21 protein-coding genes, 1 tRNA gene and 1 pseudogene are annotated in these 25,523 nt (G+C 70.5%); 11 read left to right on the top strand and 12 right to left on the bottom strand.

What is annotated here, in order from left to right; translation table 11 throughout:
• The first annotated feature begins 4 nt into the window (after positions 1-4).
• The 8 genes and pseudogenes from ACFPZJ_RS24260 to ACFPZJ_RS24225 all read left to right on the top strand — a co-directional run bounded on the left by ACFPZJ_RS24260 (position 5) and on the right by ACFPZJ_RS24225 (position 8,910).
• The gene (locus ACFPZJ_RS24260; protein WP_381025321.1) at positions 5-355 is read left to right on the top strand and encodes a chorismate mutase; all 351 of its coding nucleotides are present in this window, start codon (positions 5-7) and stop codon (positions 353-355) included.
• A 141-nt stretch (positions 356-496) separates the two neighbouring features.
• Entirely contained in the window at positions 497-1,048 is a 552-nt protein-coding gene (locus ACFPZJ_RS24255; protein WP_381025318.1) for a response regulator, read from the top strand.
• A gap of 67 nt (positions 1,049-1,115) precedes the next feature.
• Positions 1,116-3,614 carry an aminopeptidase N gene (gene pepN, locus ACFPZJ_RS24250; protein ID WP_381025315.1) on the top strand — a complete coding sequence of 833 codons (2,499 nt, stop codon included), beginning with the start codon at positions 1,116-1,118 and terminating at the stop codon, positions 3,612-3,614.
• Positions 3,615-3,724: 110 nt separating this feature from the next.
• Positions 3,725-3,817: pseudogene (locus tag ACFPZJ_RS24245) on the top strand (NAD-dependent epimerase/dehydratase family protein); the annotation flags it as partial.
• 346 nt (positions 3,818-4,163) lie between these two features.
• Entirely contained in the window at positions 4,164-4,736 is a 573-nt protein-coding gene (locus ACFPZJ_RS24240) for a Rossmann-fold NAD(P)-binding domain-containing protein (protein WP_381025796.1), read from the top strand.
• 194 nt (positions 4,737-4,930) lie between these two features.
• Positions 4,931-6,376, top strand: coding sequence for a pyridoxal phosphate-dependent decarboxylase family protein (locus tag ACFPZJ_RS24235; RefSeq protein ID WP_381025313.1), 1,446 nt, complete (start codon positions 4,931-4,933; stop codon positions 6,374-6,376).
• On the top strand, positions 6,373-7,812 hold the full coding sequence (locus ACFPZJ_RS24230) for a lysine N(6)-hydroxylase/L-ornithine N(5)-oxygenase family protein (protein WP_381025310.1): 1,440 nt from the start codon (positions 6,373-6,375) through the stop codon (positions 7,810-7,812). Before ACFPZJ_RS24235 ends, ACFPZJ_RS24230 begins: the two co-directional genes overlap by 4 nt.
• On the top strand, positions 7,813-8,910 hold the full coding sequence (locus ACFPZJ_RS24225) for an SGNH/GDSL hydrolase family protein (protein WP_381025308.1): 1,098 nt from the start codon (positions 7,813-7,815) through the stop codon (positions 8,908-8,910).
• Here the strand turns inward: ACFPZJ_RS24225 and ACFPZJ_RS24220 are convergent.
• Complete coding sequence (locus ACFPZJ_RS24220) at positions 8,907-10,709, bottom strand: bifunctional metallophosphatase/5'-nucleotidase (RefSeq protein WP_381025306.1); 1,803 nt, start codon at positions 10,707-10,709, stop codon at positions 8,907-8,909. The genes ACFPZJ_RS24225 and ACFPZJ_RS24220 overlap by 4 nt on opposite strands.
• Before the next feature lie 164 nt (positions 10,710-10,873).
• On the opposite strand from ACFPZJ_RS24220, the gene ACFPZJ_RS24215 reads away from it, so the two are divergent.
• Complete coding sequence (locus ACFPZJ_RS24215) at positions 10,874-11,590, top strand: SIMPL domain-containing protein (protein WP_381025303.1); 717 nt, start codon at positions 10,874-10,876, stop codon at positions 11,588-11,590.
• Positions 11,591-11,759: 169 nt separating this feature from the next.
• Positions 11,760-13,196, top strand: a complete 1,437-nt coding sequence (gene pyk / locus ACFPZJ_RS24210) for a pyruvate kinase (RefSeq protein WP_381025300.1) — start codon at positions 11,760-11,762, stop codon at positions 13,194-13,196.
• Positions 13,197-13,359: 163 nt separating this feature from the next.
• Here pyk and ACFPZJ_RS24205 read toward each other — a convergent pair.
• A tRNA-Leu gene (locus ACFPZJ_RS24205) sits at positions 13,360-13,433 on the bottom strand.
• 104 nt (positions 13,434-13,537) lie between these two features.
• Here ACFPZJ_RS24205 and ACFPZJ_RS24200 point away from each other — a divergent pair.
• Positions 13,538-14,194, top strand: a complete 657-nt coding sequence (locus ACFPZJ_RS24200) for an ANTAR domain-containing response regulator (RefSeq protein ID WP_381025297.1) — start codon at positions 13,538-13,540, stop codon at positions 14,192-14,194.
• 80 nt (positions 14,195-14,274) lie between these two features.
• On the opposite strand, the gene ACFPZJ_RS24195 is transcribed toward ACFPZJ_RS24200, so the two are convergent.
• The 10 genes from ACFPZJ_RS24195 to ACFPZJ_RS24150 all read right to left on the bottom strand — a co-directional run bounded on the left by ACFPZJ_RS24195 (position 14,275) and on the right by ACFPZJ_RS24150 (position 25,306).
• Positions 14,275-14,991 (bottom strand): ABC transporter ATP-binding protein, encoded by a 717-nt coding sequence (locus ACFPZJ_RS24195; RefSeq protein ID WP_381025294.1) that lies wholly within the window; start codon positions 14,989-14,991, stop codon positions 14,275-14,277.
• The gene (locus ACFPZJ_RS24190; RefSeq protein ID WP_381025292.1) at positions 14,988-15,905 is read right to left on the bottom strand and encodes an ABC transporter ATP-binding protein; all 918 of its coding nucleotides are present in this window, start codon (positions 15,903-15,905) and stop codon (positions 14,988-14,990) included. Before ACFPZJ_RS24190 ends, ACFPZJ_RS24195 begins: the two co-directional genes overlap by 4 nt.
• A 5-nt stretch (positions 15,906-15,910) precedes the next feature.
• Positions 15,911-17,737, bottom strand: coding sequence for a branched-chain amino acid ABC transporter permease (locus ACFPZJ_RS24185; protein WP_381025290.1), 1,827 nt, complete (start codon positions 17,735-17,737; stop codon positions 15,911-15,913).
• 5 nt (positions 17,738-17,742) lie between these two features.
• Positions 17,743-18,675 (bottom strand): branched-chain amino acid ABC transporter permease, encoded by a 933-nt coding sequence (locus tag ACFPZJ_RS24180; protein ID WP_381025288.1) that lies wholly within the window; start codon positions 18,673-18,675, stop codon positions 17,743-17,745.
• A 112-nt stretch (positions 18,676-18,787) separates the two neighbouring features.
• The gene (locus ACFPZJ_RS24175; protein ID WP_381025285.1) at positions 18,788-20,020 is read right to left on the bottom strand and encodes a branched-chain amino acid ABC transporter substrate-binding protein; all 1,233 of its coding nucleotides are present in this window, start codon (positions 20,018-20,020) and stop codon (positions 18,788-18,790) included.
• A gap of 286 nt (positions 20,021-20,306) precedes the next feature.
• Positions 20,307-20,924 carry a Tat pathway signal sequence domain protein gene (locus ACFPZJ_RS24170; protein WP_381025282.1) on the bottom strand — a complete coding sequence of 206 codons (618 nt, stop codon included), beginning with the start codon at positions 20,922-20,924 and terminating at the stop codon, positions 20,307-20,309.
• On the bottom strand, positions 20,921-21,337 hold the full coding sequence (locus tag ACFPZJ_RS24165; protein WP_381025280.1) for a hypothetical protein: 417 nt from the start codon (positions 21,335-21,337) through the stop codon (positions 20,921-20,923). Before ACFPZJ_RS24165 ends, ACFPZJ_RS24170 begins: the two co-directional genes overlap by 4 nt.
• 146 nt (positions 21,338-21,483) lie before the next feature.
• Positions 21,484-22,356 (bottom strand): trypsin-like serine protease, encoded by an 873-nt coding sequence (locus ACFPZJ_RS24160; RefSeq protein WP_381025277.1) that lies wholly within the window; start codon positions 22,354-22,356, stop codon positions 21,484-21,486.
• Between the two features lie 122 nt (positions 22,357-22,478).
• Positions 22,479-22,967, bottom strand: coding sequence for a PaaI family thioesterase (locus ACFPZJ_RS24155; RefSeq protein ID WP_381025274.1), 489 nt, complete (start codon positions 22,965-22,967; stop codon positions 22,479-22,481).
• Positions 22,968-23,026: 59 nt separating this feature from the next.
• A complete protein-coding gene (locus ACFPZJ_RS24150) occupies positions 23,027-25,306 on the bottom strand; it encodes an FdhF/YdeP family oxidoreductase (protein ID WP_381025272.1) in 2,280 nt (759 codons plus the stop codon).
• Positions 25,307-25,523 lie beyond the last annotated feature (217 nt).

Here is a 25,523-nt window from a genome sequence, read left to right as displayed (position 1 = left end):
CCCCATGAGCACCAGCAACACCGGCACCCCCGACGTCGACCCCGCCGTCCGGGAGGAGCTCGCCCGGCTGCGCGACAGCATCGACAACATCGACGCGGCCGTCGTCCACATGCTCGCCGAGCGCTTCAAGTGCACCCAGCAGGTCGGCCACCTCAAGGCCAGGCACCACCTGCCGCCCGCCGACCCGGCCCGCGAGGCCCGGCAGATCGCCCGGCTGCGCGCGCTCGCCGAGAACGCCAAACTGGACCCGGCGTTCGCCGAGAAGTTCCTGAACTTCATCGTGGCCGAGGTGATCCGCCACCACGAGCGGATCGCCGACGAAGCGGTGAACGGCGCTACGCCCACCGTGAACTGAGCCCGGCGACGTCCCCGGGGGGAGTGACACGACGGCCCGCGAGGGGCATGCTGCGCTGTGCACTGCTCGTCAGCCGGCGAGCACACCGCGTCGTCAGTGTCCCGGACACAGCTGGTCGTCCATCAGGAGGGACGTCGGGCCATGCCGTCGGATGCCAGGATCCTCATCGTCGACGATCACGTCGACGCGCTGTACGCCCTGGAGAGCGCCCTCGCCCCGCTGGGCTACCTGATCGGCCGGGCCACCAGCGGCGACGAGGCGCTCAAGCAGGTGCTGCGCGGCCAGGTGGGCCTGCTGCTGCTGGACGTGCGCATGCCCGGCGTCAGCGGCCTGGAGGTGGTGCGCTACATGCGGCGCCTGGAACAGACCCAGCACATCCCCGTCGTGCTGCTCACCGGCTTCGGCGCCGACCACGCACTGACCTCGGCCGCCTTCCGGCTGGGCGTCGCCGACCTCGTCATGAAACCCGTGGACCCCTGGGCCCTGCGTACCAAGGTGCGCTACCTGTACGACAGCCACCAGCGCCACCTCGCCCTGCAGCGCGAGGTCCGCGAACTGCGCGCCCTGCTCCGCAAGAACGCCGAGCCCGCCGAACACCACCCGCGTCCCGCCCCGCCCCACCCCGACGCGCGGTCCCCGCTCCAGCGTCCCCCGGGGGCGCACGCCGGGGAGCTCGAGAAGGACCGCACGTAGACAGGACATTGGGCGCGTACCGATCCGCCTCTGTGCCTTGTCAGCGCCATCAGGCAGCATGTCCTGCATGTCCGTACTGACGCGCGACGAAGCGCAGACCCGAGCAGAGCTCCTCGACGTCCACCGCTACACGATCGAACTCGATCTGACCGCCGGCGACGAGACCTTCGACTCCCGCACCCTGATCAGGTTCAGCGTCCTCGCCGGCCAGGACGCCACGGACACCTTCGTCGAGGTCAAGCCCGCCGAGCTGCGCTCCGTCACCCTCGACGGACAACCCCTGGACCCGGAGACGCTGGACGGCAACCGGCTCCCGCTGAAGAACCTCACCGTCGGCGAACACGAACTGCGCGTCGACGCGGCGATGCGCTACTCCCGCACCGGCGAGGGCATGCACCGCTTCACCGACCCCACCGACGGCCGGACCTACGTCTACACCCAGCTGTTCATGGACGACGTGCAGCGCGTCTTCGCCGCGTTCGACCAGCCCGACCTCAAGGCCGTCTTCGACCTGTCCGTCAAGGCGCCCGAGGACTGGACCGTCCTCGCCAACGGCGTCACCGAGCACCTCGGCGACGGCCGCTGGCAGGCCGCACCCACCCCGCTGATCTCCACGTACCTCGTCGCCGTCGCCGCCGGCCCCTGGCACTCGGTGCGCACCGAGCACCGCGGCCTGCCCTTCGGCATCCACTGCCGCCGCTCGCTGGCCCCCTACCTCGACGCGGACGCCGAGGAGATCCTCGACATCACGCGCGCGTGCTTCGACCGCTACCACGAGAAGTTCGAGGAGCCCTACCCCTTCGACTCCTACGACCAGGCCTTCGTCCCCGAGTTCAACGCGGGCGCCATGGAGAACCCGGGCCTGGTCACCTTCCGTGACGAGTTCGTCTACCGCTCCGCCGTCACCGACACCGAGCGGCAGACCCGCGCCATGGTCATCGCCCATGAGATGGCCCACATGTGGTTCGGGGACCTCGTCACCCTCCAGTGGTGGGACGACATCTGGCTCAACGAGTCCTTCGCCGAGTACATGGGCTACCAGACCCTCACCGAGGCCACCCGCTTCACCGACACCTGGACCGACTTCGGCGTCGCCCGCAAGGCCTGGGGCTACGACGCCGACCAGCGCCCCTCCACCCACCCCGTCGCCCCCGAGGCCGTCGACGACACCGCCTCGGCGCTGCTGAACTTCGACGGCATCTCCTACGCCAAGGGCGCCTCCGCCCTGCGCCAACTCGTCGCGTGGCTCGGCGAGAAGGACTTCCTGGCCGGCATCAACACCCACTTCGCCCGCCACCGGTTCGCCAACGCCACCCTCGCCGACTTCATCGACTCGCTCGCCGGAGCCACCGAGCGCGACGTCCACGCCTGGGCCGACACCTGGCTGCGCACCACCGGCGTCGACACCCTCACCCCACGCCTCACCAACGGCGACAGCAGCGGCACCTACACCCTCACCGTCGACCGCACCGGCAGCCGCCCGCACCGCATCGCCGTCGGCCTGTACGACCGCGACCTCACCGACGAGGGCCGCTTCAGCCTGCGCGAGCGCCTCGACCTGGACGTCCCGCAGACCACCGCCCAGCCCGTCGGCAAGCGCCCCGCGCTGCTCCTCCTCAACGACGGCGACCTCACCTACGCCAAGATCCGCTTCGACGCCGAGTCCTTCGAAGCCGTCCGCACGAACCTGTCCGGCCTGCCCGAGCCCCTCACCCGCGCGGTCGTGTGGAACGCCCTCAGGGACGCCGTCCGCGACGGCGAACTCCCCGCCACCGCCTACCTGGACACCGCCCGCACCCACCTGCCGCACGAGACGGACCTCGCCCTCGTCCAGGGCGTCCTGGCCTTCGCCACCGTGCACATCGCCGACCGCTTCCTCACCCCCGAGCAGCGGCCCGCCGCCCTGAGCACGCTCACCGCCCTGTGCCGCGACCTCATCCGCCGCACCGAGGACGGCGACCATCCGGGTCTGCGCCTGATCGCCGTACGGCACTTCATCGACGTCGCCGCCCACCCCGACACCATCGACGCCTGGCTCGCCGACGGCACCGTGCCCGGCGGCCCCGAACTCGACCCCGAGCTGCGCTGGCGCATCCTGTCCCGCCTCGCCGTCCTCGGCGCCACCGACGAGGCCGCCATCGCCGCCGAACTGGACCGCGACCCGAGTGCCACCGGCCAGGAGGGCGCCGCCCGCTGCCGCGCCGCCCTGCCCGACGCGCAGGCCAAGGCGAAGGCGTGGGAGGCGATGTTCGCCACCGACGACCTGTCCAACTACCTCTTCACCGCCACCGCCCAGGGCTTCTGGCAGCCGGAACAGGCCGACCTCGTCAGGGAGTACGTGCCGCGCTACTACACCGACGCGGTGGCCGTCGCCGCCCGCCGCGGCCCCGCCATCGCCGACGCCGCCGGCCGCTGGGCCTTCCCCGCCCACGCCGTCGACGCCGAGAGCCTGCGGCTGGGCGAGGACTGCCTGCGCGACGCCGACCCGATCCCGGCGCTGCGCCGCAAGCTGGTCGACCAACTGGACGACCTTGCCCGGGCGTTGCGGGTACGGGAGGCGTCGTAGGACCCGCGACGTAGGGCGCGGCTGGCCCTGGTGACGATGCGGCGGCTGCTCGTCCTTCCCAGGCTCGGACGGGCCCGAGGACGATCAGCCCCCCTCCCAGGAGGACCGCTGTGATCGTGGTGACCGGTGCCACCGGGAACGTCGGCCGCGCCCTGATCGAGCGGCTCGTCGCCGCCGACCGGCCCGTACGGGCCCTGACCCGCGACCCGCAGCGGGCCGGCCTGCCCGCCGGAGCCGACGTCGTCCGGTTCCGGCCACCCCGACGAACCCGCCGCCCTGTTCGAGGGCGCGACCGAGCTGTTCCTGTACGTCCAGGCCGGCGGCGACCGCACCCCCGACCTCCTGCGCGCCGCCGGCACCGCCGGAGTGCGGCACCTCTTCTGCTGTCCTCCGGCATCATGCAGGAGGGCGCCGACCCGTCTCACCCCCTCCACGTCATGCACGCCACCGTGGAGCGGCAGGTCCGCGACAGCGGCCTGGCGTGGACCTTCCAATGCGTTCGCCACCAACGCCCTGCAGTGGGCCCCGCAGATCCGCGCCGGCGACACCGTGCGCGGCGTCTTCGCCGACGGGCTGTCCGCGCCCATCCACGAGGACGACACCGCTGCCGTCGCCGAACGCGCCCTCCACGACGACGGCCACGAGGGCGCCGCCCACCGCCTCACCGGGCCGGAGGCCGTCGCCAACGCCGGGCAGGTCGCCGCGATCGGTCGCACCCTTGGCCGCGACCTGCGCTTCGTCGAGGTGCCGCCGCGGGAGGCCGGCCCCGAGCTCTTCCCCCACGTACCGCCGGGCATGCTCCAGGCCCTCCTGAAGTCCCAGGCGGACACCGTCGGCGCCCCCCCGAGATCACCACCACCGTGCGCGACGTCACCGGCACCGCGGCCCGTCCCTTCACCGTCTTGGCCGCGACCTGCGCTTCGTCGAGGTGCCGCCGCGGGAGGCCGGCCCCGAGCTCTTCCCCCACGTACCGCCGGGCATGCTCCAGGCCCTCCTGAAGTCCCAGGCGGACACCGTCGGCGCCCCCCCGAGATCACCACCACCGTGCGCGACGTCACCGGCACCGCGGCCCGTCCCTTCACCGTCTGGGCCGCGGACCACGCCGACGACTACAAGAACTGAGCGCGGGCCGCCGTCTGGGCCGGGCCGACGCCGCACCGGGCTGTCCGGCCGGACACGTCCAACGCCGTTGTCGTCCACCGGCTTTCGCCGCACGGACGTACCCCTGCCGCCTCCCGCTCGTTGGGGTCTTCGGGCGCGGCCACGCATCCAGGCACCAGCTGGAACTCCCCCTCAGCCCGCGCCCGGAGGACCCCATGCCCATACCGCCCCTCGCCTCAGGCCCCCAAGGCCCCGACGCCCTGCGGCCGTTGCTCGACACCGTGCTCGACGCGCTGCGCGCCGGCACCCGGGCACGCGGCGGACCCCTGCCCGTGGGCGGGCCGGAGGCGGTCGCCGCGCGGGTGCGGGAGGCGGTGGGGGACGTCCTGCCCGCGCAGGGCGCCCCGGACGCCCTGCGCGCCCTGGTGCACATGTTCGCCGAGGGCGCCGCCGACCCGGCGGACCCGCTGTGCGCCGCCCACCTGCACTGCCCGCCCCTGGCCGCCGCCACCGCCGCCGACCTGGCCGCCTCCGCCCTCAACCCGTCCCTCGACTCCTGGGACCAGGCCCCGGCCGCCTCCGCTCTGGAGGCCCTCGTCACCCGGGCCCTCGCCGCGGAGGCCGGACTCGCCGACGCCCTCGTCACCACCGGCGGCACCGAGGCCAACCAGCTCGCCCTCCTCCTGGCCCGCGAACGGACCCGCGAACAGTCCCGCCAGGAGACCCGCGAACGGCCTCGCGAGCTGACCCGCGAACAGGCCCGCGCAGCACACGGCGGCACCGTACGGCTCGTGTGCGGGGCCAACGCCCACCACTCGTTGCCCCGCGCCGCCTGGCTGCTCGGCCTGCCCGAGCCCGTCGTCCTGCCCACACCCGCCGGCGTCCTCGACCCCGCCGTCCTCGACGAGGCCCTCACCCACCTGGAAGGCCCGCTGCTCGTCGCCGCCACCGCCGGCACCACTGACGCCGGCCTCATCGACCCGCTGCCCGACATCGCCGCCCGCTGCGCCGTCCACGGCGCCCGCCTGCACATCGACGCCGCGTACGGCGCGGGCCTGCTCTTCAGCGACCGGCACCGGGCCCGGCTCACCGGACTCGACGCCGCCGACACCGTCACCCTCGACCTGCACAAACTCGGCTGGCAGCCGGTCGCCGCCGGTCTCCTCGCCGTACGCGATCCCGGCGACCTGGCCGCGCTCCGCCAGCGCGCCGACTACCTCAACGCCGACGACGACACCGAAGCCGGTCTGCCCGACCTCCTCGGCCGGTCCCTGCGCACCTCCCGCCGCCCCGACATCCTCAAGATCGCCGTCACCCTCAAGACCCTCGGCCGCACCGGCCTCGGACAGCTCGTCGACCGGGTCTGCGCCCTGGCCCACGAGTTTGCCGACCTCGTAGGGAACCACCCCCGCCTCGACCTCCACGACCGGCCCACCCTCAGCACGGTCCTGTTCCGGCCCACGGGCGCGAGCGACGACACCGTCGCCGCCGTACGCCGCAGGCTCCTCACCGAGGGCCGCGCGGTCCTCGGCCGGGCCCGCCTCGACGGCCGGCTCTGGCTCAAGGCCACCCTCCTCAACCCCGCCACCAGCCCCGCCGACCTGGCCGCCCTCCTGACTCTCGTGGAAGCGACACTCGCGGAAGGAAACACCCCCGGATGACCCCCCCGACGCCCCCGACGACCCCCGCACGCCACGCCCCGCGCCACGAGCCCGACGCACCCCGCGACCTGGTCGGCATCGGCATCGGACCGTTCAACCTCTCCCTCGCCGCCCTCGCCCACCCGCTCACCGAACTGGACACCGTCTTCTACGACCAGCGCCCCGCCTTCGGCTGGCACTCCGGCCTGCTGCTGGACGGCACCGCCCTCCAGGTCCCCTTCCTCGCCGACCTGGTGACGCTCGCCGACCCCGCCAGCCCCTGGACGTTCCTCAACCACCTCAAGGCCCGCGGACGGCTCTTCCCCTTCTACTTCGCCGAGCGCTTCCACATCCAGCGCGCCGAGTACGACGCCTACTGCCGCTGGGTCGCCGAGCACCTCCCCGGCCTCCACTTCGGCCACCGGGTCGACGCCGTGCGCTGGGACCCCGAACGCGACCTGTTCGAGGTCGACTTCACCCGGCTCGACGCCGACGGCGAGGCCGAGGCGCTCGGCCGCACGTACGCGCGCAACGTCGTCCTCGGCGTCGGCACCGAGCCCCATGTGCCCGAACCGCTCAAGCCCCTCGTCGAGGCCCCCGGCGTGCCTGTCGTGCACGCCGCCGACTACCTCCACCACCGCGACACGATCCTCGCCGCCGAGCACGTCACCGTCGTCGGCACCGGACAGTCCGGCGCCGAGGTCTTCCTCGACCTGCTGCGCACCCGGCCGCCCGGCCGCGAGAAGCTCCACTGGCTCGGCCGCACCGAGGCCTTCGCGCCCATGGAGTACTCCAAGCTCGGCCTGGAGCACTTCACCCCCGACTACACCCGCTACTTCCACGCCCTCGCCGAACCCGTACGCGACCGGCTCGTCGCCTCCCAGTGGCAGCTGCACAAGGGCATCGCCGCCGACACCATCGCCGCCATCCACGACGAGCTGTACCGCCGCACCCTCGACGGCGGCTGGCCCGACGCCGTCCTCACCCCCGGCGTCCGCGTGCGCACCGCGGGCCGCGTCGCCACCAGCAAAGTCGAACTCCACCTGGAACACGTCCAGCAGGAGACCCGTTCCCGCCTCACCACCGACGCCGTCGTCCTCGCCACCGGCTACCGCGAACGCCCCCTCGACCGCATCCTCGCCGGCCTCGACCCCTGCCTGCGCCGCGACGGCCGCGACCGCCTCCAGGTCGACGACCACTTCCGCCTCGTCCTCGACCCGTCCGTCACCGGCACGGTGTACGTCCAGAACGCCGAGACCCACACCCACGGCGTCGGCGCCCCCGACCTCGGACTCGCCGCCTGGCGCAGCGCGACCATCCTCAACTCCCTCGTGGGGGAGGAGACGTACGCACTTCCGCGGCGCACCGCCTTCACCACCTTCGGCCTGGACCGGCAGCCCCGGGTCCCGGCCGCCCGGCCCGCACCGACCCTCACCCCGCTCGTCGACCGACGGTAAGTGAGAACCTTCCACCCCTTCGCGGTCCGCGGCTTCACCGACCAGACCGTACGCCAGACGCTGCGCCCCGCCGGAAGCGGCGAGGCGCTGCGCATCCGCCTCAGCAACCGCTACGGCACCGCACCCCTGGAGGTAGGCGGCGCCCACCTCGCCGTACGCACCCGGGGCAGCGGCATCGACCCCGCCACCGATACCACCCTGCTCTTCGCAGGCTTGGAGACCGCCACCGTCCCACCCGGCGACGAGATCGTCACCGACCCCGCCGAACAGCCGGTGACCGCCGGTGAGGAACTCGCCCTCAGCCCCTACGTGCCGGGCGACACCGGCCTGACCACCTACTCGGCCGTCCCGTACGACATCGGTCACGCCACCCCCGGCAACCGGCTCACCGCGGACCACTGCGACACCGCCGAGGAACTCCCCACCGGCCACTTCGTCACCGGCGTCGACGTCCGCGCCCCGCACGGCACCCGGATCGCCGTCGCCTTCGGGGACTCCTGGATCGAGGGCATGAACACCACCCCCGGAACCGGCAGCGCCTTCCCCGCTCAGCTGAACAGCCACCTCACCCGCGGCTGGATCGTCAACCAGGGCATCTCCGGCAACCGCCTGCTCACCGATGAGATCGGCGAGCACCTCCTGGCCGCGTCGACCGCGACGTCCTCTCCGTCCCCGGCGCCACGCACGTCCTCGTCCACGTCGGCCTCAACGACCTCGGCCTGCCCGGCGCCATCGCCTTCCCCGACACCGGCAAATCCCCACCGTCGACGACCCGATGACCGGCCTGACCGCACTCGCCGACCGCCTGCACGCCGCCGGACTCACCGTCATCGGCAGCACCATCGGCCCTTACGCCGGCACGTCTACCCGGGCTACGACACCGAGGAAGGCCAGAGCGTACGGCGCGAGGTCAACACCTGGCTCCTCGGCGACACCCACCCCCTCTACGCCGTCGCCGACCTCGCCGCCGCCGTCGCGGACCCGGACCGGCCCGACCGGATCCGGGACGCGTTCAACAGCGGTGACGGCCTCCACGTCAACGACGCCGGCGCGAAAGCCCTCGCCGACGCCGTCGACCTGACACTCCTCCGGCTCTAGAAGACCGGTGTGCCGTTGCGCGTGAGCTTCCAGTCCACCGAGGCGAACTCGGCCGGATCCAGCGCCCCCTTCGCCTTCACCCAGGCGATCATGGTGTTGCGGATCTCGTCCGAGTTCGACCACAGCAGCTGCGCCGCCGCCACATGCGGGAAGTTCCCGCCGCCGTTCGCCCGGTAGTTGTTGACCGCGAACACGAACTTCGCGTCGTCCGCGAGCGGCTCGCCCCCGAACCGCACGTCCCTCACCCGCGCCCCCGCCGGCTGCGCGATGTCGATCTCGTAGGTCAGACCGCTCACCACGTCGTAGTTGTAGTCCGGCGTACCGTTCGCGTTCGTCAGCTTCGCGGGGTCCACCTCGGCGCCCGCCGGCGTCTGCACGTAGTAGTTCGCCGAGAACTCCAGGTACGCCTTCATCTGCGCGCCCGTCATCAGACGCGCCTCCAGCGTGTTCTCGAACACGTACAGCCCCGCCACGTCCCGGATCGTCACCTCACCCGCCGGGATCCTCGCGCTGCGCGAGAAGCACGCCGCCTGCGACAGCACCGGCAGCGACGCGTACTCCGTGCCCGCCAGCGCCTGCTTCACCGTGTCCGCCTGGATGTGGTTGATCAGGTCGATGATCGGCACGTCCTTGTACGGTGCCTCGGCCGACGTCATCTCCGCCGCGTTCGTCCCGATGACCTGGTTGACGTACGCCACGACCTTCTCGTGCTCGTCCGACAGCAGCCGGACGATCTTCGGGTCCTCCTCGACGGTGTTGGAGTTGAGGACCTTCGCGCTCACCTTCTCGACCGTCCAGCGGCCCTTGCCCCACGCCAGCTCGAAGTCGAAGAGCGTCAGCCGCTGACCCCACTTCAACGGCTCGGACAGCACGACCGGCCGACCCGTCTCCTTGTTGGTGACGAAGTACTCCGGGATCTCCGTGTGCGCGTGACCGACCAGAATCGCGTCGATCCCCGGCACCTGCTCCGCCACCAGCCCGGCCGCGTTCTCGATGTACGGCAGCTGGTCACCGTACGACGACGTGCCCGAGGAGCCGCTGTGCGCCGACACGATCACCACGTCGGCACCCATCGACCGCAGCTTCGGCACCCACTTCGCCGCCTGCTCCTCCAGACCGGGGAACGTCATCTTCCCCTGCACGTTCGCCTTGTCCCAGATCGCGATACCCGGATTGGTCAGCCCCAGGACCGCCACCTTCACATCACGACCGAACGGCGTCCGCAGCCGGTGCATGCTGTACGGCGGGAAAGCGGGCCGGAGCGTCTTCGCGTCCAGCGCGTTGGCGCCCAGCAGCGGAAAACGGCACTGCTCCTCGAACTTCCGCAGCACGGGAATGCCGTAGTTGAACTCGTGGTTGCCGAGCGCGGCGGCGTCGTAGCCGATGGCGTTCATCGCCTGCGCCATCGGATGCACCGGACCGCCCTGCGCGGTGATCGGGTCCACCTTGGCGTAGTAGTACGACAACTGCGTGCCCTGGATGGTGTCACCCGCGTCGATCAGCAGTGTGTTGCGCCGGCCCTTCTCCGCCCGCACCTGGTCCACCAGCGTGGAGATCTTCGCCAGGCCGATGTCGTTGTGCGCCTTGTCGTCGAACTCGGCGTCCGTGAAGTAGTCCCAGTTGAAGACGTTCCCGTGCAGGTCCGTCGTGCCCATCACGGTGAAGGAGTACCGCTTGACGGGCTCTCGGGCCGAAGCGTCCTCCGCGGCCCGAGCCGCCGGAGCCGCCGCACCGGCGAGCGCCACTCCCGCCCCCGTCACGGCGGACCTCTTCAGAAACTTCCGGCGGTTCAAGGGCATCTTCGGCTCTCCTCGGGCAGGACGACGGCACGCTGGACAACAACGCGCGTAGATAACGCGCGTAGATTCTGACCTGGGCATGCCGTACCGGAACAGACCCGTCAGGTTGCGATCTGATGACCGGCCGCCCCCGCAACCAGTCCAGAGGTGACAGAGTGGGGCGTATGGCCGCCCCCTCACCCGACGAGCCCCAGCCCGCCGTCCCCTACGGCACCCCCGACGCCCCCCGCATCGCCGTCCGCGGCGAGGCCCACCTCGAGGTCGACCCCGACATCGCCCGCATCGGCATCACCGTCACCGCCCGCGGCCGCGACCGCCGCGCTGCCCTCGACGACCTGACGCGCCGCAACACCGCCGTCCTCGACCTCGTCAGGTCCTACGGGCAGGCCGTCGAACGCCTGGAGACCGGCGCCTTGTGCCTCACGCCCGAGCTGACCAGGCAAGGGCGCGGCGAACGCGTCCGCACTTACCACGGCACCGTCCACGTCACCGCGGAACTGAGCGACTTCACCGCTCTGGGTGAACTCACCACCCGACTGGCCGACATGGACCTCACGCGCGTGGACGGCCCCTGGTGGGCCCTGCGCCCCGACTCGCCGGCCCACCGCGAAGCACGGCAGAAAGCCGTACGGGAAGCCGTCCAGCGTGCCCGCGAGTACGCCGAAGCGCTCGGCACCTCGCTCGCCGCCCTCGTCGAGCTCGCCGACATCGGCGCGGACGGCGCACCGGCGTACCCACCGCCCCCCGGCCGCATGCGATCCGTGGCCTACGCCGCGGACACCGAGGACACGGCAGCGGCACCCCTCGACCTCGAACCCCAGCGGCAACAGGTGCACGCCGAGGTGAACGCACGGTTCACCATGAGGCCGCCCCGGCTGTGACCGAGGTGGATCCGCAATTCGCATTTCCTCGAAAGCGCATCCGAATTGAATGCTCATCGGAGCGCGTCGGCGCACAATTCAACACTTGTCAATAACGCTTCATCGAAAGTCTGTTGAGTAGTCACGCCCGACCAATTAACTACCCACCGGTAAGTCATAGGCTCGACCCATGCGCCGAGCAAAGATCGTCTGCACCCTGGGGCCCGCCACCGACTCGTACGACCAGATCAAAGCCCTGGTCGACGCCGGTATGGACGTAGCCCGATTCAACCTTAGCCACGGTGGCCACGCCGAACACGAGGAGCGTTACCAGCGGGTCCGGAAGGCCGCTGACGAAACCGGCCGCAGCGTCGGCGTCCTCGCCGACCTTCAGGGCCCGAAAATCCGACTCGGCCGCTTCACCGAAGGGCCCGTACTCCTTGAACGCGGCGACTCCTTCACCATCACCGTCGAAGAAGGCGTCGAGGGCGACCGCGACCTGTGCGGCACCACCTACGCCGGCCTCGCCGACGACGTCACCCCGGGCGAACGCGTCCTCGTCGACGACGGCAAGGTCTGCCTCGAGGTGACGCGGGTCGACGGGCCCCGCGTCCACACCACCGTCGTCGAGGGCGGCATGGTCTCCGACCACAAGGGCCTCAACCTCCCCGGTGTCGCCGTCTCCGTCCCCGCACTGTCCAAGAAGGACGAGGACGACCTGCGCTGGGCGCTGCACGCCGGCTTCGACATCATCGCCCTCTCCTTCGTCCGCAGCGGACGCGACATCAAGGACGTGCACCGCATCATGGACGAGGAGGGCCGCCGCCTCCCCGTCATCGCCAAGATCGAGAAACCCCAGGCCGTCGAGAACCTCGACGACATCGTCGCCGCGTTCGACGGCATCATGGTCGCCCGCGGCGACCTCGGCGTCGAAATGCCCCTGGAGCAGGTCCCGATCGTCCAGAAGCGCGCGATCAAACTCGCCAAGCGCAACGCCAAGCCGGTCATCGTCGCGACCCAGATGCTCGACTCCATGATCGACAACTCGCGCCCGACGCGAGCCGAGGCCTCGGACGTCGCCAACGCGGTCATCGACGGCACGGACGCCGTGATGCTGTCCGGCGAGACCAGCGTCGGAAAGTACGCCATCGAGACGGTCCGGACGATGGCCCGCATCGTGGCGGCGGCGGAGGAGGACATCCTCGCGAAGGGCCTCCCGCCCCTGACCGAACGCAACAAGCCCCGCACCCAGGGCGGCGCGGTGGCACGCGCGGCGGCGGAGATGGGCGACTTCCTCGGCGCCCGCTTCCTGGTCGCCTTCACCCAGTCCGGCGACACGGCCCGCCGCCTCTCGCGCTACCGCTCCCCGATCCCCCTGCTGGCCTTCACTCCCGACCCGGCAACGCGCTCGCAGTTGAGCCTGACGTGGGGCGTGGAGACGTTCCTCGGCCCCCACGTGGGATCGACGGACGCGATGGTCGACCAGGTGGACGAGCTGCTGCTGCGGTACGGCCGCTGCCGCAAGGGAGACACGGTCGTCATCACGGCCGGCTCGCCTCCTGGGGTCCCGGGCTCGACGAACATGGTCCGGGTCCACCACATCGGGGAGGACGACAGTCCCCGGTAGCGCACGCTCTGGCAGGGCCCCTCGGCGTGAGGGGCCCCCTTCCGTGGTCGGGGGCACATGAGACCCGACGGGACAGCGCCGTGACCGCGGACAGCAGAAAGCGGATGCTCACGACACCGTGGACATCCGCTGGAAACAGGCGACCTTCAAATCGAAGGAAAAGTGCCCCGGGTGGGATTCGAACCCACACTGAATACCTTTTGAGGGTATCGTCTCTGCCGATTGGACTACCGGAGCTCCTGCGAATCGAAGGTTTTCTCCGACCCGCTGCCTGTCCACCATACCGCAGCTGGGTACGCTCTTGGGAGCAGTACCAGCCTGCCCCGCACCAAGGAGCCCACGTGAGCGCCCCCGAGTCGCCCCAGCCTGTTGACGTGCCCGATGACGACAAGTCGCACGTGCCTCCGCTGACGACCCGTGTCGTCATCGCCGAGGACGAGGCCCTGATCCGGCTCGACCTCAAGGAGATGCTGGAGGAGGAGGGCTACACGGTCGTCGGCGAGGCCGGGGACGGTGAGCAGGCGGTCGAGCTGGCCCGTGAGCACCGGCCGGACCTGGTGATTCTCGACGTGAAGATGCCGAAGCTGGACGGCATTTCCGCCGCCGAGAAGATCGCCGAGGAACGCATCGCGCCGGTTTTGATGCTGACCGCGTTCTCGCAGCGCGATCTCGTCGAGCGGGCCCGGGACGCCGGCGCCATGGCGTATCTGGTCAAGCCCTTCAGCAAGAGCGATGTCGTGCCGGCGATCGAGATGGCCGTGTCGCGGTTCACGGAGTTGAAGGAGCTGGAGAAGGAGGTCGCGGACCTCTCCCAGCGGCTGGAGACGCGGAAGCTGGTCGACCGCGCCAAGTCCATCCTGCAGACCGAGTACGGGCTGACGGAGCCCGCCGCGTTCCGGTGGATCCAGAAGACGTCGATGGACCGGCGGATGTCGATGCAGCAGGTCGCGCAGGCGGTCATCGACGACTCCGAGGAGAAGAAGGCGTCCAAGGGCTGAGCCCCGGAGCCGTACGACGAGGCCCGCGTCCCCCGGAGCAGGGGGCGCGGGCCTCGTCGTGTGAGCCGTGGCGGCGGACCTCAGTCCTCGCCGAGGTACGCCTTGCGGACGGACTCGTCGTGGAGCAGGTCCTGGCCGCTGCCGGACAGGGCGATCTTGCCGACCTCCATGACGTGGCCGTGGTCGGCGAGCGACAGGGCGGCCTGGGCGTTCTGCTCGACCAGCAGGATCGTGGTGCCCTGGGCCTTGAGCTCGGCGATGGTGGACATGATCTTCTGCATCATGATCGGGGAGAGACCCATGGAGGGCTCGTCGAGCATGAGCAGCTTGGGCTGGGACATCAGGGCCCGGCCCATGGCGAGCATCTGCTGCTCACCGCCCGAGAGGGTTCCGGCGGCCTGCTTCCGGCGTTCCCCGAGGATGGGGAAGAGGTCGTAGGCGCGCTGTATGTCCTTCTCGATGCCCGGCTTGTCGTTGCGGAGGAACGCGCCGAGCCGGAGGTTGTCCTCGATCGTCATGCGGGGGAAGATGTGCCGCCCCTCGGGGGAGTGGGCGAGTCCCAGGGAGACGATCTGGTGCGCGGGGATCTTCTTCAGCGACTTGCCGTTGAACTTGATCTGGCCGCCCACGGGCTTCAGCAGACCCGACAGGGTGCGCAGGGTCGTGGTCTTTCCCGCGCCGTTGGTGCCGATGAGGGTGACGACTTCCCCGGCGTCGACCTTGAAGGAGATGCCCTTGACGGCTTCGATCTTGCCGTAGGCGACGCGGAGGTCCTCGACTTCGAGCAGTGCGGTCATCGGTCGTTCTCCTCGGGCGCGGCGTCCGTCGTGGTGTCGGAGTGGGCCTCGGCGTGTGCTTCGGCGGCTTCGACCTCCGCGATCTCCTCCTTGCCGGGGGCGTCCTCGAAGGGTTCGCCGAGGTAGGCGGCGACGACGCGCTCGTCGCCCTGGACGGTGGCGCTGTCGCCCTCGACGAGCTTTTCGCCCTGGACGAGGACGGCGACGCGGTCGCACAGGTTGAAGATGAAGCGCATGTCGTGCTCGATGACGAGGACGGCGATGCCCTTGTCGCGGATGGCGAAGACGAGTTCCTCGGTGGCGCGGGTCTCCTGGGGGTTCATGCCGGCGGTGGGCTCGTCGAGGAGCAGCAGGCCGGGTTCGCTGGCCAGGGCGCGGGCGATCTCCAGTTTGCGCTGTTCGCCGTAGGGCAGGTTCCGGGCGAGGTGCTCGGCCTTGTCGGCGAGTCCGACGAACTCCAGCAGTTCCATGGCGCGTTCGCGGGAGGCCGCTTCGGCCTTGTGGAAGCCGGGGCCGCGCAGGAGGGCGGACCAGAGGCCTTCCTTGGTGCGTGTGTGGCGGCCGACGAGCACGTTCTCCAGGACCGTCATGTTGGCGAACAGACGGATGTTCTGGAAGGTGCGCGCGACGCCGGCGGCGGTGACCTTGAAGGACTTGGGCGGCAGGACCTGGCCCTTGTAGCGGACCTCGCCCTCGGTGGGGATGTAGAGGCCGGTCAGACAGTTGAAGAAGGTGGTCTTTCCGGCGCCGTTGGGGCCGATGAGGCCGACGATCTCACCGCTGTTGACCTGAAGGTCGACGTTCCGGACGGCGGTGAGGCCGCCGAAGCGCATCGTGACGCCGCGTGCGTCGAGGACGGACTGTCCGGGGGTGGTGCCGGACGTGGCGTCCTGGGTGGTGGTGTTGGTGGTCATCGTGGTCAGACCCCTGCCTTGCTGAGGACTGTGGGCGCTTCGGCCTCTTCGTGGAATTCGAGCTTGCGGCGCTTGTTCGGGATGAGGCCCTCCGGACGGAAGCGCATCAGCAGGACGAGCGCGAGGCCGAAGGCGAAGAGCTGGTAGTCGCCGAGGAACTGGAGCTTGGCCGGGATGAGGTAGAGCAGGGCAGCGCCGACGAGGGGACCGAGGATGGTGCCCATGCCGCCGAGGACGACCGCCGCGAGGAGGAAGGCGGAGTTGGGCGGGACGACGTGCGCGAACTGGTACTGCTCCGGCGTCACCGTGTAGGTGACGTGCGCCTGGACGGTGCCGGCGAGGCCGGCGAGGCAGGCACCCAGAGCGAAGGCGATGAGCTTCACCCGGAAGCCGTTGATGCCCATGGCGAGGGCGGCGGTCTCGTCCTCGCGGATCGCGACCCAGGCCCGGCCGATACGGGAGTCGCTGCTGCGCCGGAAGACGATCACCACGACCAGCGTGATGAGGAGCATCAGCAGGAAGTAGTTGGCGAACCGGGCGATGGTGAAGCCGGCGAAGGTGTGTTCCTGGCCGAAGTCGAACCCGAGGATGTTGAGGTTCGGGATCGAGGAGATGCCGTTGGAGCCGTTGGTGATGTCGGGTCCGGAGGTGCCGTCCATGTTGAGGACGGCGATACGGAAGATCTCACCGAAGCCGAGCGTGACGATGGCGAGGTAGTCGCCGCGCAGGCGGAGGGTCGGGGCGCCGATGATCACGCCGAAGACCATGGCGACGGCCGCGCCGAGGAGGGCCGAGAGCCAGAACGGCAAGTGGATGTCGAAGGGGGACGACGGGGAGCCGGAGACCATGGCGGCGGTGTACGCGCCGACGCCGAGGAAGGCGACGTATCCGAGGTCGAGGAGGCCCGCGAGGCCGACGACGATGTTCAGGCCGAGGGCGACGGTGGCGAAGATGAGGATGTAGACGCCGATGGTGGCGTACTGGTCGTCGGACTGGGTGAAGGGGAAGGCCGCGGCCGCTACGAAGGCGCCGGTCATGGTGATGGTGCGGTGCTTGGCGGTGATCGCGGAGATCCGCTGGACGAGTCCGGCCTTGGCGACGGCGGCGAAGCCGAAGCCCGCGGTGATGAGGAAGCCGATGAAGAGTTCGTCGTACTCGGTGCCGATGCCGTAGGTGAAGACGGTCAGGCCGACGGCGAGGGCGGCGACGACGACGAGGATCTCGGCGTAGGACGGCAGTGCGCGCGCCGGGCTGAGCGATCCGGTCGTGAAGGCTGCCTTGATGACGGTGGCCTTGGTGCGGAGGGTGTGGCGGAACTGCTCCCAGCCGGCGTCGTCCGGGTCGTGGGGCTCGGGTGCCGGGTGTTCGAACGGCAGGGCGAGCGCGCCGAGGACGCCGGCGAGGGTGACGACGGCGACGATCCAGCCGCCGGGTTCGAGGTTGACCAGGCCGCCGAGCTTCACGCTGATGGCGACGACGGTGTACCAGGCGGTGGCGAAGGTGCCGAGGGCGGCCAGCTTGAGGGCGCTGTCGGCTCCGGCGGGGGTGAGCCAGCGCAGGCCCTTGACGCCGTAGGAGGCGAGGCCGAACAGGGCGGTGAGGGCCCCGCCGACGAGGACGAGGACCTGCAGGCCGCCGGGGTAGCCGTAGACGGTGAGGTTGCCGGGGAATTCGGCGGTCCAGGTCCAGGCGAGGAAGGTGGATATGACGGCGAGGACGCCGCCGCCGGTGGCGAGGGCGCGGCCGATGTTCTCGGGGATGCCGACCAGGCCCCTGGGTGCGGTGCCGGCCGGGGTGCTGGGGGTCTCGGGTGCTGTGGTCTGTGTCGTCATCGGTGTCACGCCCTGTCCGCGACGCGCTCGCCGAGCAGGCCCTGTGGCCGGAAGAGGAGCACGAGGATGAGGAGTACGAAGGCCCAGACGTCTGCCCAGGACTGGCTGCCGAACTGGTGCATGCCGGGGATGTCGGCGATGTAGGCCGTGGACAGTGCCTCGGCGATGCCGAGGACGACGCCGCCGATCATGGCTCCGTAGATGTTGCCGATGCCGCCGAGGACGGCCGCGGTGAAGGCCTTCAGGCCGAGGATGAAGCCCATGCGGAACTGGACCTGGCCGTACTTGAGGCCGTAGGCGACGGCTCCGATGGCGGCGAAGGCGGCACCGAGGGCGAACGCGATCACGATGATGCGGTCGGTGTTGATGCCCATGAGCTTGGCGGTGTCGGGGTCCTGGGCGGTGGCCTGCATGCCGCGTCCGGTGCGGGTCTTCATGACGAAGTAGGCGAGGAAGGCCATGCTGATCGGGGCGGCGATGAGCAGGAAGATGTCACCGGTCTGGATGGTGACGTTGCCGATTTCGAAGGGGCCGCCCTCGATCTGGGGGAAGTTGAGGGAGTCCTCGCCTCCGGGGTACCAGGCCCACACGGCTTGCTGCAGGGCGAGTGAGAGGCCGATGGCGGTGATGAGCGGGGCGAGGCGGGGCGCGCCTCGCAGGGGGCGGTAGGCGAACCGTTCCGCTCCCACGGCGACCAGGACGGCGACGATGATGCCCGCGATGAGCATCAGGGGTAGTGCGACCCACATGGAGGTGCCGTCGGGCAGTACGTACAGGTAGACGGTGAGGGCGCCGAAGCCACCCACCATGAAGATCTCGCCGTGGGCGAAGTTGATGAGCTGGACGATGCCATAGACCATCGTGTAGCCGATGGCGACCAGCCCGTACATGGATCCCAGTAGCAGGCCGTTGACCAGCTGCTGCGGCAGTTCGTTCACCGCATGTCCTCCGAGACGTTCGGAATGTTCGACGGATGGGGCTCGGATGTGAGTCCGCGCGGGGCGCCAGTGGAACAGCGCCCCGCGCGGCTCTGGTTTGGTGCGGGGTGGGTCAGCCGGTGTACGTACCGGACTTGACCGGCTTCCAGGCACCGTCCTTGACGGCGTAGACGGTGAGCTGCTTGTTGGTGGCGTCACCGTACTCGTCGAAGGAGACCTTGCCGGTCACACCGTCGAAGGAGACGTTCTGCATGGCCTCGGTGACCTTGGCGCGGGCGTCGTCGGGGAGCTTGCCGCCGTTGTCCTCGACGACCTTCTTGACGGCCTCGATGATCGCCCAGCCCGAGTCGTAGGAGTAGCCGCCGTAGGCCTCGTAGGCGTCCTTGTAGCCGGCGGCCTTGTAGTTGGCGACGAATTCCTTGGCCGAGGGGAGCTCCTCGACCGGGGCGCCGACGGAGGTGGCGAGGTCGCCGGTACCGCTCGGGCCGGCGAGGTTGATGAAGTCGGCGCTGTAGATGCCGTCGCCGCCGACCAGCGGCACCTTGGCACCGGCGGCCTTGATCTGCTTGCTGAGCGGTCCGGCCTGCGGGTACTCACCGCCGTAGTAGACGACGTCGGCGCCGGAGTTCTTGACCTTGGTGGCGACCGCGGAGAAGTCCTTGGTCTCCGGGTTGATGTGGTCGGTGCCGACGACCTTTCCGCCGAGCTTCTTGAACTCCTCGCTGAAGGTGGCGGCGAGTCCGGCGCCGTAGGTCTTCTTGTCGTCGATGACGAAGACCTTCTTCTTCTTGGCGTCGTTGTACAGGTACTGCGCGGCGAACGGGCCCTGGATGGCGTCCGTGGTCGCGGTGCGGAAGTACGACTTGTACGGGCGGGTCTTGCTCTTCTGCCAGTCCGGGCCCTGGGTGAGGGCCGGGTTGGTGTTGGCGGGCGAGACCTGGACCAGCTTGGCGTCGTCGAAGACCTTCTGCATGGACTCGGCGACGGAGGAGTTCAGCGGGCCGACGACGCCGAGGACGTCCTTGTTGGCGACCAGTTTGGTGGCGTTCTGCTGGCCCGAGGAGGGCTGGGCCTGGTCGTCGAGGGCCTGGATCTCGAACTTGATCCCGTCGACGTAGTTCTCCTTGTTGGCGGTCTTGGCCGCGAGGTCCACGGAGTTCTTGATTCCGAGGCCCAGCGCGGACAGGTCACCCGTCAGCGGCGCGTCGACGCCGATGACGACGGTGGTGCCACCGTTGCCTTTGTCCGAGCCGCCGCCGCTCTCGTCGCGCGAGCCGCAGGCGGTGAGGGTGAGTGCTCCCGCCGCCAGCGCGGCGGTGATGGCGATGAGCGAACGTTGACGCACGATCAGTCCTTTCCCCAGGCAGCCGCTTCCGGTCGGAACGGCCGAGTCGAGCGCTGGGCCGACGTGACTATCGGACGGCGCGGTGACTGGCCGTGACTCTAAGCGTGTGTGGGGAACGTGGAGGAGAGTCTGACGAAGGCTGTGACGCTCTTGTTATGACACGACGTATTGCAGAGCGGTACTGAGTGGGGGGAACAGATGAATTCCTGCCGATTCGCCCAGTCCACATACTGAGAACCCGCAGGACTTGCGGGCGTGCGTTCAGGTGTGTTCGGGGTTTTGCTGATTACCTGGAATCGTTGCTACAGGCGACTTGTAGAGCCTTGGAGAGGTGTCGCGCATAACGCGGGCCCAGGATGAAACTGTGAAGCTCCATTGCGCGCGCATTACGTAGAGTTACGTCGAGGAATGGAAGTCCGGCGCTTCCCGGCACATTTCCGCAGTGGGTCACCCGTACCGTGATGGTGATCTTGCGAGGCGTCTCCGCCGATGTCCGGAAGGGAGCCGACGGGGCCGAGGTCAGCCGTAGGCCGGCGTACGGCTGGTCGATCCGTGTCACGGTGACGGGCGGGCCGGACGCCACGCTCACCAGCACGTCGAAGCTGAAGGTGCGCGCCGGGGCGTCTCGAGCGGTGGACCGCGTGTCCAGATAAGTGATCGCGACGACCTGGGAGGGATACGGCGGGGGTGGCGCGGCCGGCTCCTGGGGGCGGGTGGCGTACAGATAGCCGCCGCCCGCCACGACGGCGGCCACCGTCGCGGCGATGAGGACGGCCCGGCGGTGCTCGGCGTAGCGGCGCGCCACGCGGTGGCCCGGCAGGCCGGAAAGCACCGGTGCGTGCGGGGCAGGGGCGTCCCAGGCGTGCGTGCCTTCGCCCGGCTCGACGGGACCGAGGCCGCTCACTGCCACGGGCCCTTGCTCGGTGCCCCGGCGCGGTAGCGGTCGGCGCAGCGCTGGCGTGCCTCACGGCCGATCGACTCGTCGACGGCCCGGGCGCCTCGGCGTTTCCGCTCGGCCCGCGCGGCGTCGAGGACCTCGCGCAGGATTTCGTACTGCCGATTGGACAGGCCCATCGACTGGTAGTCCCCGTAGGTGCCGCTCTCCAGCGACCTGCGCGCCCAGTCGGCGACGACGCGGACGCACAGATCCTCGGGGGACGTGGTGCGGGGCTCCGGGGCGGAGGCCGGGGAGGAGGTGGCGGGTGGCGCGGCGGTGTCCTGTGCCGTGTCCGACGGCCCGCATCCGGTGACAGGACCCGCGAGCAGCAGTACGAGGCCCAGCGGCGCCCTCGACCGGAGTGCTCCTCCCCTTGCCATGCCCCGACCGTAGGGCTGCGCGGCGGATCCGGCCAGGGGGCCGGAGCCCTGGAACGGGCGGACCCGCCGCCCGGTGGCTCGTGAGGCCGGGGGCGGCGGGTCCGGTGGCTGGTTCGCCTGGCTCGTACGGGCTGCGCGGGTACCGGCTACGGAAGGGCGACGAACGGCGCGAGGAAGGCCCGGGCGCCGGGAGTGTCCAGACGGTACGTCACATTCGTGGCGTAGCAGGGCGTGTCACCGGTGATGGTGGTGGAGGCGAGGATCCGCTTGCCGCCGATCACCGCGAAGTTCGGCCCGCCCGAATCTCCGTAGCACGCACCGCCGTTGCCCTGCGGCGCGGTCATCGCCAGGCGGACCCAGGAGTCGTTGAGGGCGTCGAAGGTGACGGGTGCCTTCATCCGGACGCCGCCGCCGGGGTGGGTCTGGCCGCCGGGGCCGTTCACGGCCTCCTGGGTGCCGTATCCGGCGACGACCCAGTCGGTGGAGTTCAGGCCCTGCGGGCCCAGCCTGCCGAGCTGGTTCGCGGTCGGCAGGGCGGCCGGCGTGAAGCTCCAGCGGGCCTTCATCCTCGCGGCGGGCACCTCGATCACCGAGATGTCGCGGGTGTCGGACGCGGGCCCGGGGTAGCCGGGGTGGCTGTGGGCGGTTCCCTGGACGGCGACGGCGTTCGCCTGCGCGGCCGGGTCGCCCGGGTACTTCTTCGCGGCGGCGTCCAGACCGGCCTGCACGTCCTGGTCCAGCGACACGTAGAACCTGACGTTGTCGGGCCAGTCGGTGGTGCAGTGTGCGGCGGTCAGGAAGGTGTCCGCGTCGATCATGGTGCCGGAGCAGACCCAGTCGACCCGGTCCGGGGTCGCGGGGTTGCCGTCGTTGTCCCAGGTGGCCACGAGCGCGCCGACCTCGGTGCGTTCGGGCGCGGGCGTCGCGTTGTACGAGTTGATCGCGGAGGACGGCAGCGCGGTGGCGAGCACGGCGGCGCAGGCCGCGGCGGTGACGACGGAGGCGCGTAGGGCGGTCAAGAGAGACCCTTCTCGGGGTGGGACGGGGGTTCTCCTGCGGGGGGTGAGCAGCGCCAGTGAAACGTGCGGGGGCGGCCGCGACAAGAGCGCGCCCGCCCCTCCAGGGTTTTCCCTATGCCTGGTCAGCTCGCCGCGCCGACGTGCTCGCCGTCGCCGGGTCGTACGTCCCGCAGCAGACAGGTCAGCCGGGCCGTGCACACCCTCTTGTCGTCCTCGTCCGTGATGACGATCTCGTACGTGGCGGTCGAACGGCCCCGGTGCACGGGGGTGGCCACGCCCGTCACGAGACCGGAGCGCACGCCCCGGTGGTGGGTGCAGTTCAGGTCCACGCCCACGGCGATCTTGGAGCTGCCGCCGTGCAGCATGGACCCGACCGAGCCGAGGGTCTCCGCCAGCACGGCGGACGCTCCGCCGTGCAGCAGCCCGTACGGCTGGGTGTTGCCCTCCACGGGCATGGTGCCGACGACGCGGTCCGGCGAGGCCTCCACGATCTGCACGCCCATCCGCGTGCCCAGATGCCCGGCGGAGAACAGGGCCACCAGGTCGACGCCGAGCGCCGCGTACTCGTCGATCACCTCTTGCGGGAACTTCACGGTGTGCTGTTCGCCCATGGGGTCCGGCTCCGTTCGTCGTCGGTCACTCTGGCTCGGTTCAGTGACTGAGCAAACGCTCAGTCGGTCGCCGATTGTTCCAGACGGACGACGACGGACTTGCTGGCCGGGGTGTTGCTGACGTCCGCGGTGGCGTCCAGCGGGACGAGGACGTTGGTCTCCGGGTAGTACGCGGCGGCGCAGCCGCGGGCCGTCGGGTAGTGCACCACGCGGAAACCAGGGGCGCGCCGCTCCACACCGTCCTTCCACTCGCTGACCAGGTCGACGTACGAGCCGTCCGCGAGGTGCAGGGCGGCGGCGTCCGCCGGGTTGACCATGACCACCCGGCGGCCGTTCCTGATCCCCCGGTAGCGGTCGTCCAGGCCGTAGATCGTGGTGTTGTACTGGTCGTGCGAGCGCAGCGTCTGCAGCAGCAGCCGCCCCTCGGGCAGCTTCGGGTACTCCACCGGGGCGGTGGTGAAGTTGGCCTTGCCGGTGGCCGTCGGGAAGCGGCGCTCGTCGCGCGGGGCGTGCGGCAGGGCGAATCCGCCGGGGCGGGCCACGCGCGCGTTGAAGTCCTCGAAGCCGGGGATCACGCGCGCGATGCGGTCGCGGATCGTCGCGTAGTCCTTCTCGAACTCCTCCCACGGCACCGTGCTCTCCGCACCGAGCACCCGGCGGGCCAGACGGCACACGATGGCCGGCTCGGACAGCAGGTGCGGGCTCGCCGGCTCCAGGCGGCCGCGCGAGGCGTGCACCATGCCCATGGAATCCTCCACGGTCACGAACTGCTCGCCGCTGCCCTGCAGGTCGCGTTCCGTGCGGCCCAGGGTCGGCAGGATGAGCGCACGCGCGCCCGTGACGGCGTGCGAGCGGTTCAGCTTCGTCGACACGTGCACGGTGAGCCGGGCGCGCCGCATCGCCGCCTCGGTGACCTCCGTGTCGGGGGACGCGGAGACGAAGTTGCCGCCCATGGCGAAGAAGACCTTCGCCTCGCCGTCGCGCAGCGCGCGGATGGCCTGGACGACGTCGAAGCCGTGCCGGCGCGGGGGCGCGAAGCCGAACTCCTTCTCCAGGGCGTCGAGGAACGCCGGAGCCGGCCGTTCGAAGATGCCCATCGTGCGGTCGCCCTGCACGTTGGAGTGACCACGCACCGGGCACACGCCGGCGCCCGGGCGGCCGATGTCGCCGCGCAGCAGGAGGAAGTTGACGATTTCCTTGACGGTCGACACGGCGTGCTTGTGCTGGGTGAGACCCATGGCCCAGCAGACGATGGTGCGCCGCGAGGCCAGCACCATCCGAAGGGCCTCCTGGATCTCCGCCCGGGTCAGTCCGGTCGCCGTGAGCGTCTCGTCCCAGTCGGCGGCGCGGGCGGCCTCGGCGAAATCCTCGTAGCCGTGGGTGTGCTCGCGCACGAACTCCTCGTCGACCGCGCCCTCCGTCTCGACGATCAGCTTGTTGAGGAGGCGGAAGAGGGCCTGGTCGCCGCCGATGCGGATCTGCAGGAACAGGTCGGTCAGGGGGGAGCCGCTGGTCAGGCCCTTGGCGGTCTGAGGGTTCTTGAAGCGCTCCAGGCCCGCCTCGGGCAGCGGGTTGACGCTGATGATCCGCGCGCCGTTGTCCTTGGCCTTCTCCAGGGCGGAGAGCATGCGCGGGTGGTTGGTGCCGGGGTTCTGGCCGGCGACGATGATCAGGTCGGCCTTGTAGAGGTCCTCCAGCAGGACACTGCCCTTGCCGATGCCGATCGTCTCGGACAGGGCCGAGCCGGACGACTCGTGGCACAGGTTCGAGCAGTCGGGCAGGTTGTTGGTGCCGAGCTCGCGGGCGAAGAGCTGGTAGAGGAAGGCGGCCTCGTTGCTGGTGCGGCCCGAGGTGTAGAAGACGGCCTGGTCGGGGGAGTCCAGGGCGGCGATCTCCTCGGTGACGATGTCGAAGGCGCGCTCCCAGGTCACCGGCTCGTAGTGCTCGCCCCCCTCGGGCAGGTACATGGGGTGCGTGAGCCGTCCCTGCTGGCCGAGCCAGTAGCCGCTGCGGCCGGCGAGGTCGGCGACGGAGTGTGCGGCGAAGAACTCGGGCGTGACCCGGCGCAGCGTGGCCTCCTCGGCCACCGCCTTCGCGCCGTTCTCGCAGAACTCCGCCTTGTGCCGGTGGTCCGGCTCCGGCCAGGCGCAGCCCGGGCAATCGAAGCCGTTCTTCTGGTTGACGCTCAGCAGGGTCAGCGCGGTCCGCTTCACACCCATCTGCTGCTGCGCGACGCGCAGGGTGTGCCCGATGGCCGGGAGCCCCGCAGCCGCGTGCTTCGGCCCGGCGACCTGCGGCGCGTCCTGAACCGGGTCGCTCTTGGGCGGCTTGGTGGCCATTGCACACTCCCCTTCGACTGTGCATGTGAGGTACATCTCCGATCCTCGCACGGGATGGTGACAACGACCGTGGGCGGTCCCCTTCGGCTTCCTGCCCGCCGTCCGGTCCGCTCCTTCCTGCCCGCCTTCTCGGTCCGCTGCGGTCCGCCTCTTCCTGCCCGCCGTCCGGTCCGCTCCTTCCTGCCCGCCTTCTCGGTCCGCTGCGGTCCGCCTCTTC

The organism is Streptomyces bullii (assembly GCF_042657145.1).
Classification (GTDB): domain Bacteria; phylum Actinomycetota; class Actinomycetes; order Streptomycetales; family Streptomycetaceae; genus Streptomyces; species Streptomyces bullii.
Note: the sequence above shows the minus strand (reverse complement) of the source record. Positions and strands in the feature narration are given on the sequence as shown.

Coding starts and splice junctions, on each gene's coding strand:
- ACFPZJ_RS24260 (WP_381025321.1), top strand. CDS start 5: ATGAGCACCAGCAACACCGGCACCCCCGACGTCGACCCCGCCGTCCGG.
- ACFPZJ_RS24255 (WP_381025318.1), top strand. CDS start 497: ATGCCGTCGGATGCCAGGATCCTCATCGTCGACGATCACGTCGACGCG.
- pepN (WP_381025315.1), top strand. CDS start 1,116: ATGTCCGTACTGACGCGCGACGAAGCGCAGACCCGAGCAGAGCTCCTC.
- ACFPZJ_RS24235 (WP_381025313.1), top strand. CDS start 4,931: ATGCCCATACCGCCCCTCGCCTCAGGCCCCCAAGGCCCCGACGCCCTG.
- ACFPZJ_RS24230 (WP_381025310.1), top strand. CDS start 6,373: ATGACCCCCCCGACGCCCCCGACGACCCCCGCACGCCACGCCCCGCGC.
- ACFPZJ_RS24220 (WP_381025306.1), bottom strand. CDS start 10,709: ATGCCCTTGAACCGCCGGAAGTTTCTGAAGAGGTCCGCCGTGACGGGG.
- ACFPZJ_RS24215 (WP_381025303.1), top strand. CDS start 10,874: ATGGCCGCCCCCTCACCCGACGAGCCCCAGCCCGCCGTCCCCTACGGC.
- pyk (WP_381025300.1), top strand. CDS start 11,760: ATGCGCCGAGCAAAGATCGTCTGCACCCTGGGGCCCGCCACCGACTCG.
- ACFPZJ_RS24195 (WP_381025294.1), bottom strand. CDS start 14,991: ATGACCGCACTGCTCGAAGTCGAGGACCTCCGCGTCGCCTACGGCAAG.
- ACFPZJ_RS24190 (WP_381025292.1), bottom strand. CDS start 15,905: ATGACCACCAACACCACCACCCAGGACGCCACGTCCGGCACCACCCCC.
- ACFPZJ_RS24185 (WP_381025290.1), bottom strand. CDS start 17,737: ATGACGACACAGACCACAGCACCCGAGACCCCCAGCACCCCGGCCGGC.
- ACFPZJ_RS24165 (WP_381025280.1), bottom strand. CDS start 21,337: ATGGCAAGGGGAGGAGCACTCCGGTCGAGGGCGCCGCTGGGCCTCGTA.
- ACFPZJ_RS24155 (WP_381025274.1), bottom strand. CDS start 22,967: ATGGGCGAACAGCACACCGTGAAGTTCCCGCAAGAGGTGATCGACGAG.
- ACFPZJ_RS24150 (WP_381025272.1), bottom strand. CDS start 25,306: ATGGCCACCAAGCCGCCCAAGAGCGACCCGGTTCAGGACGCGCCGCAG.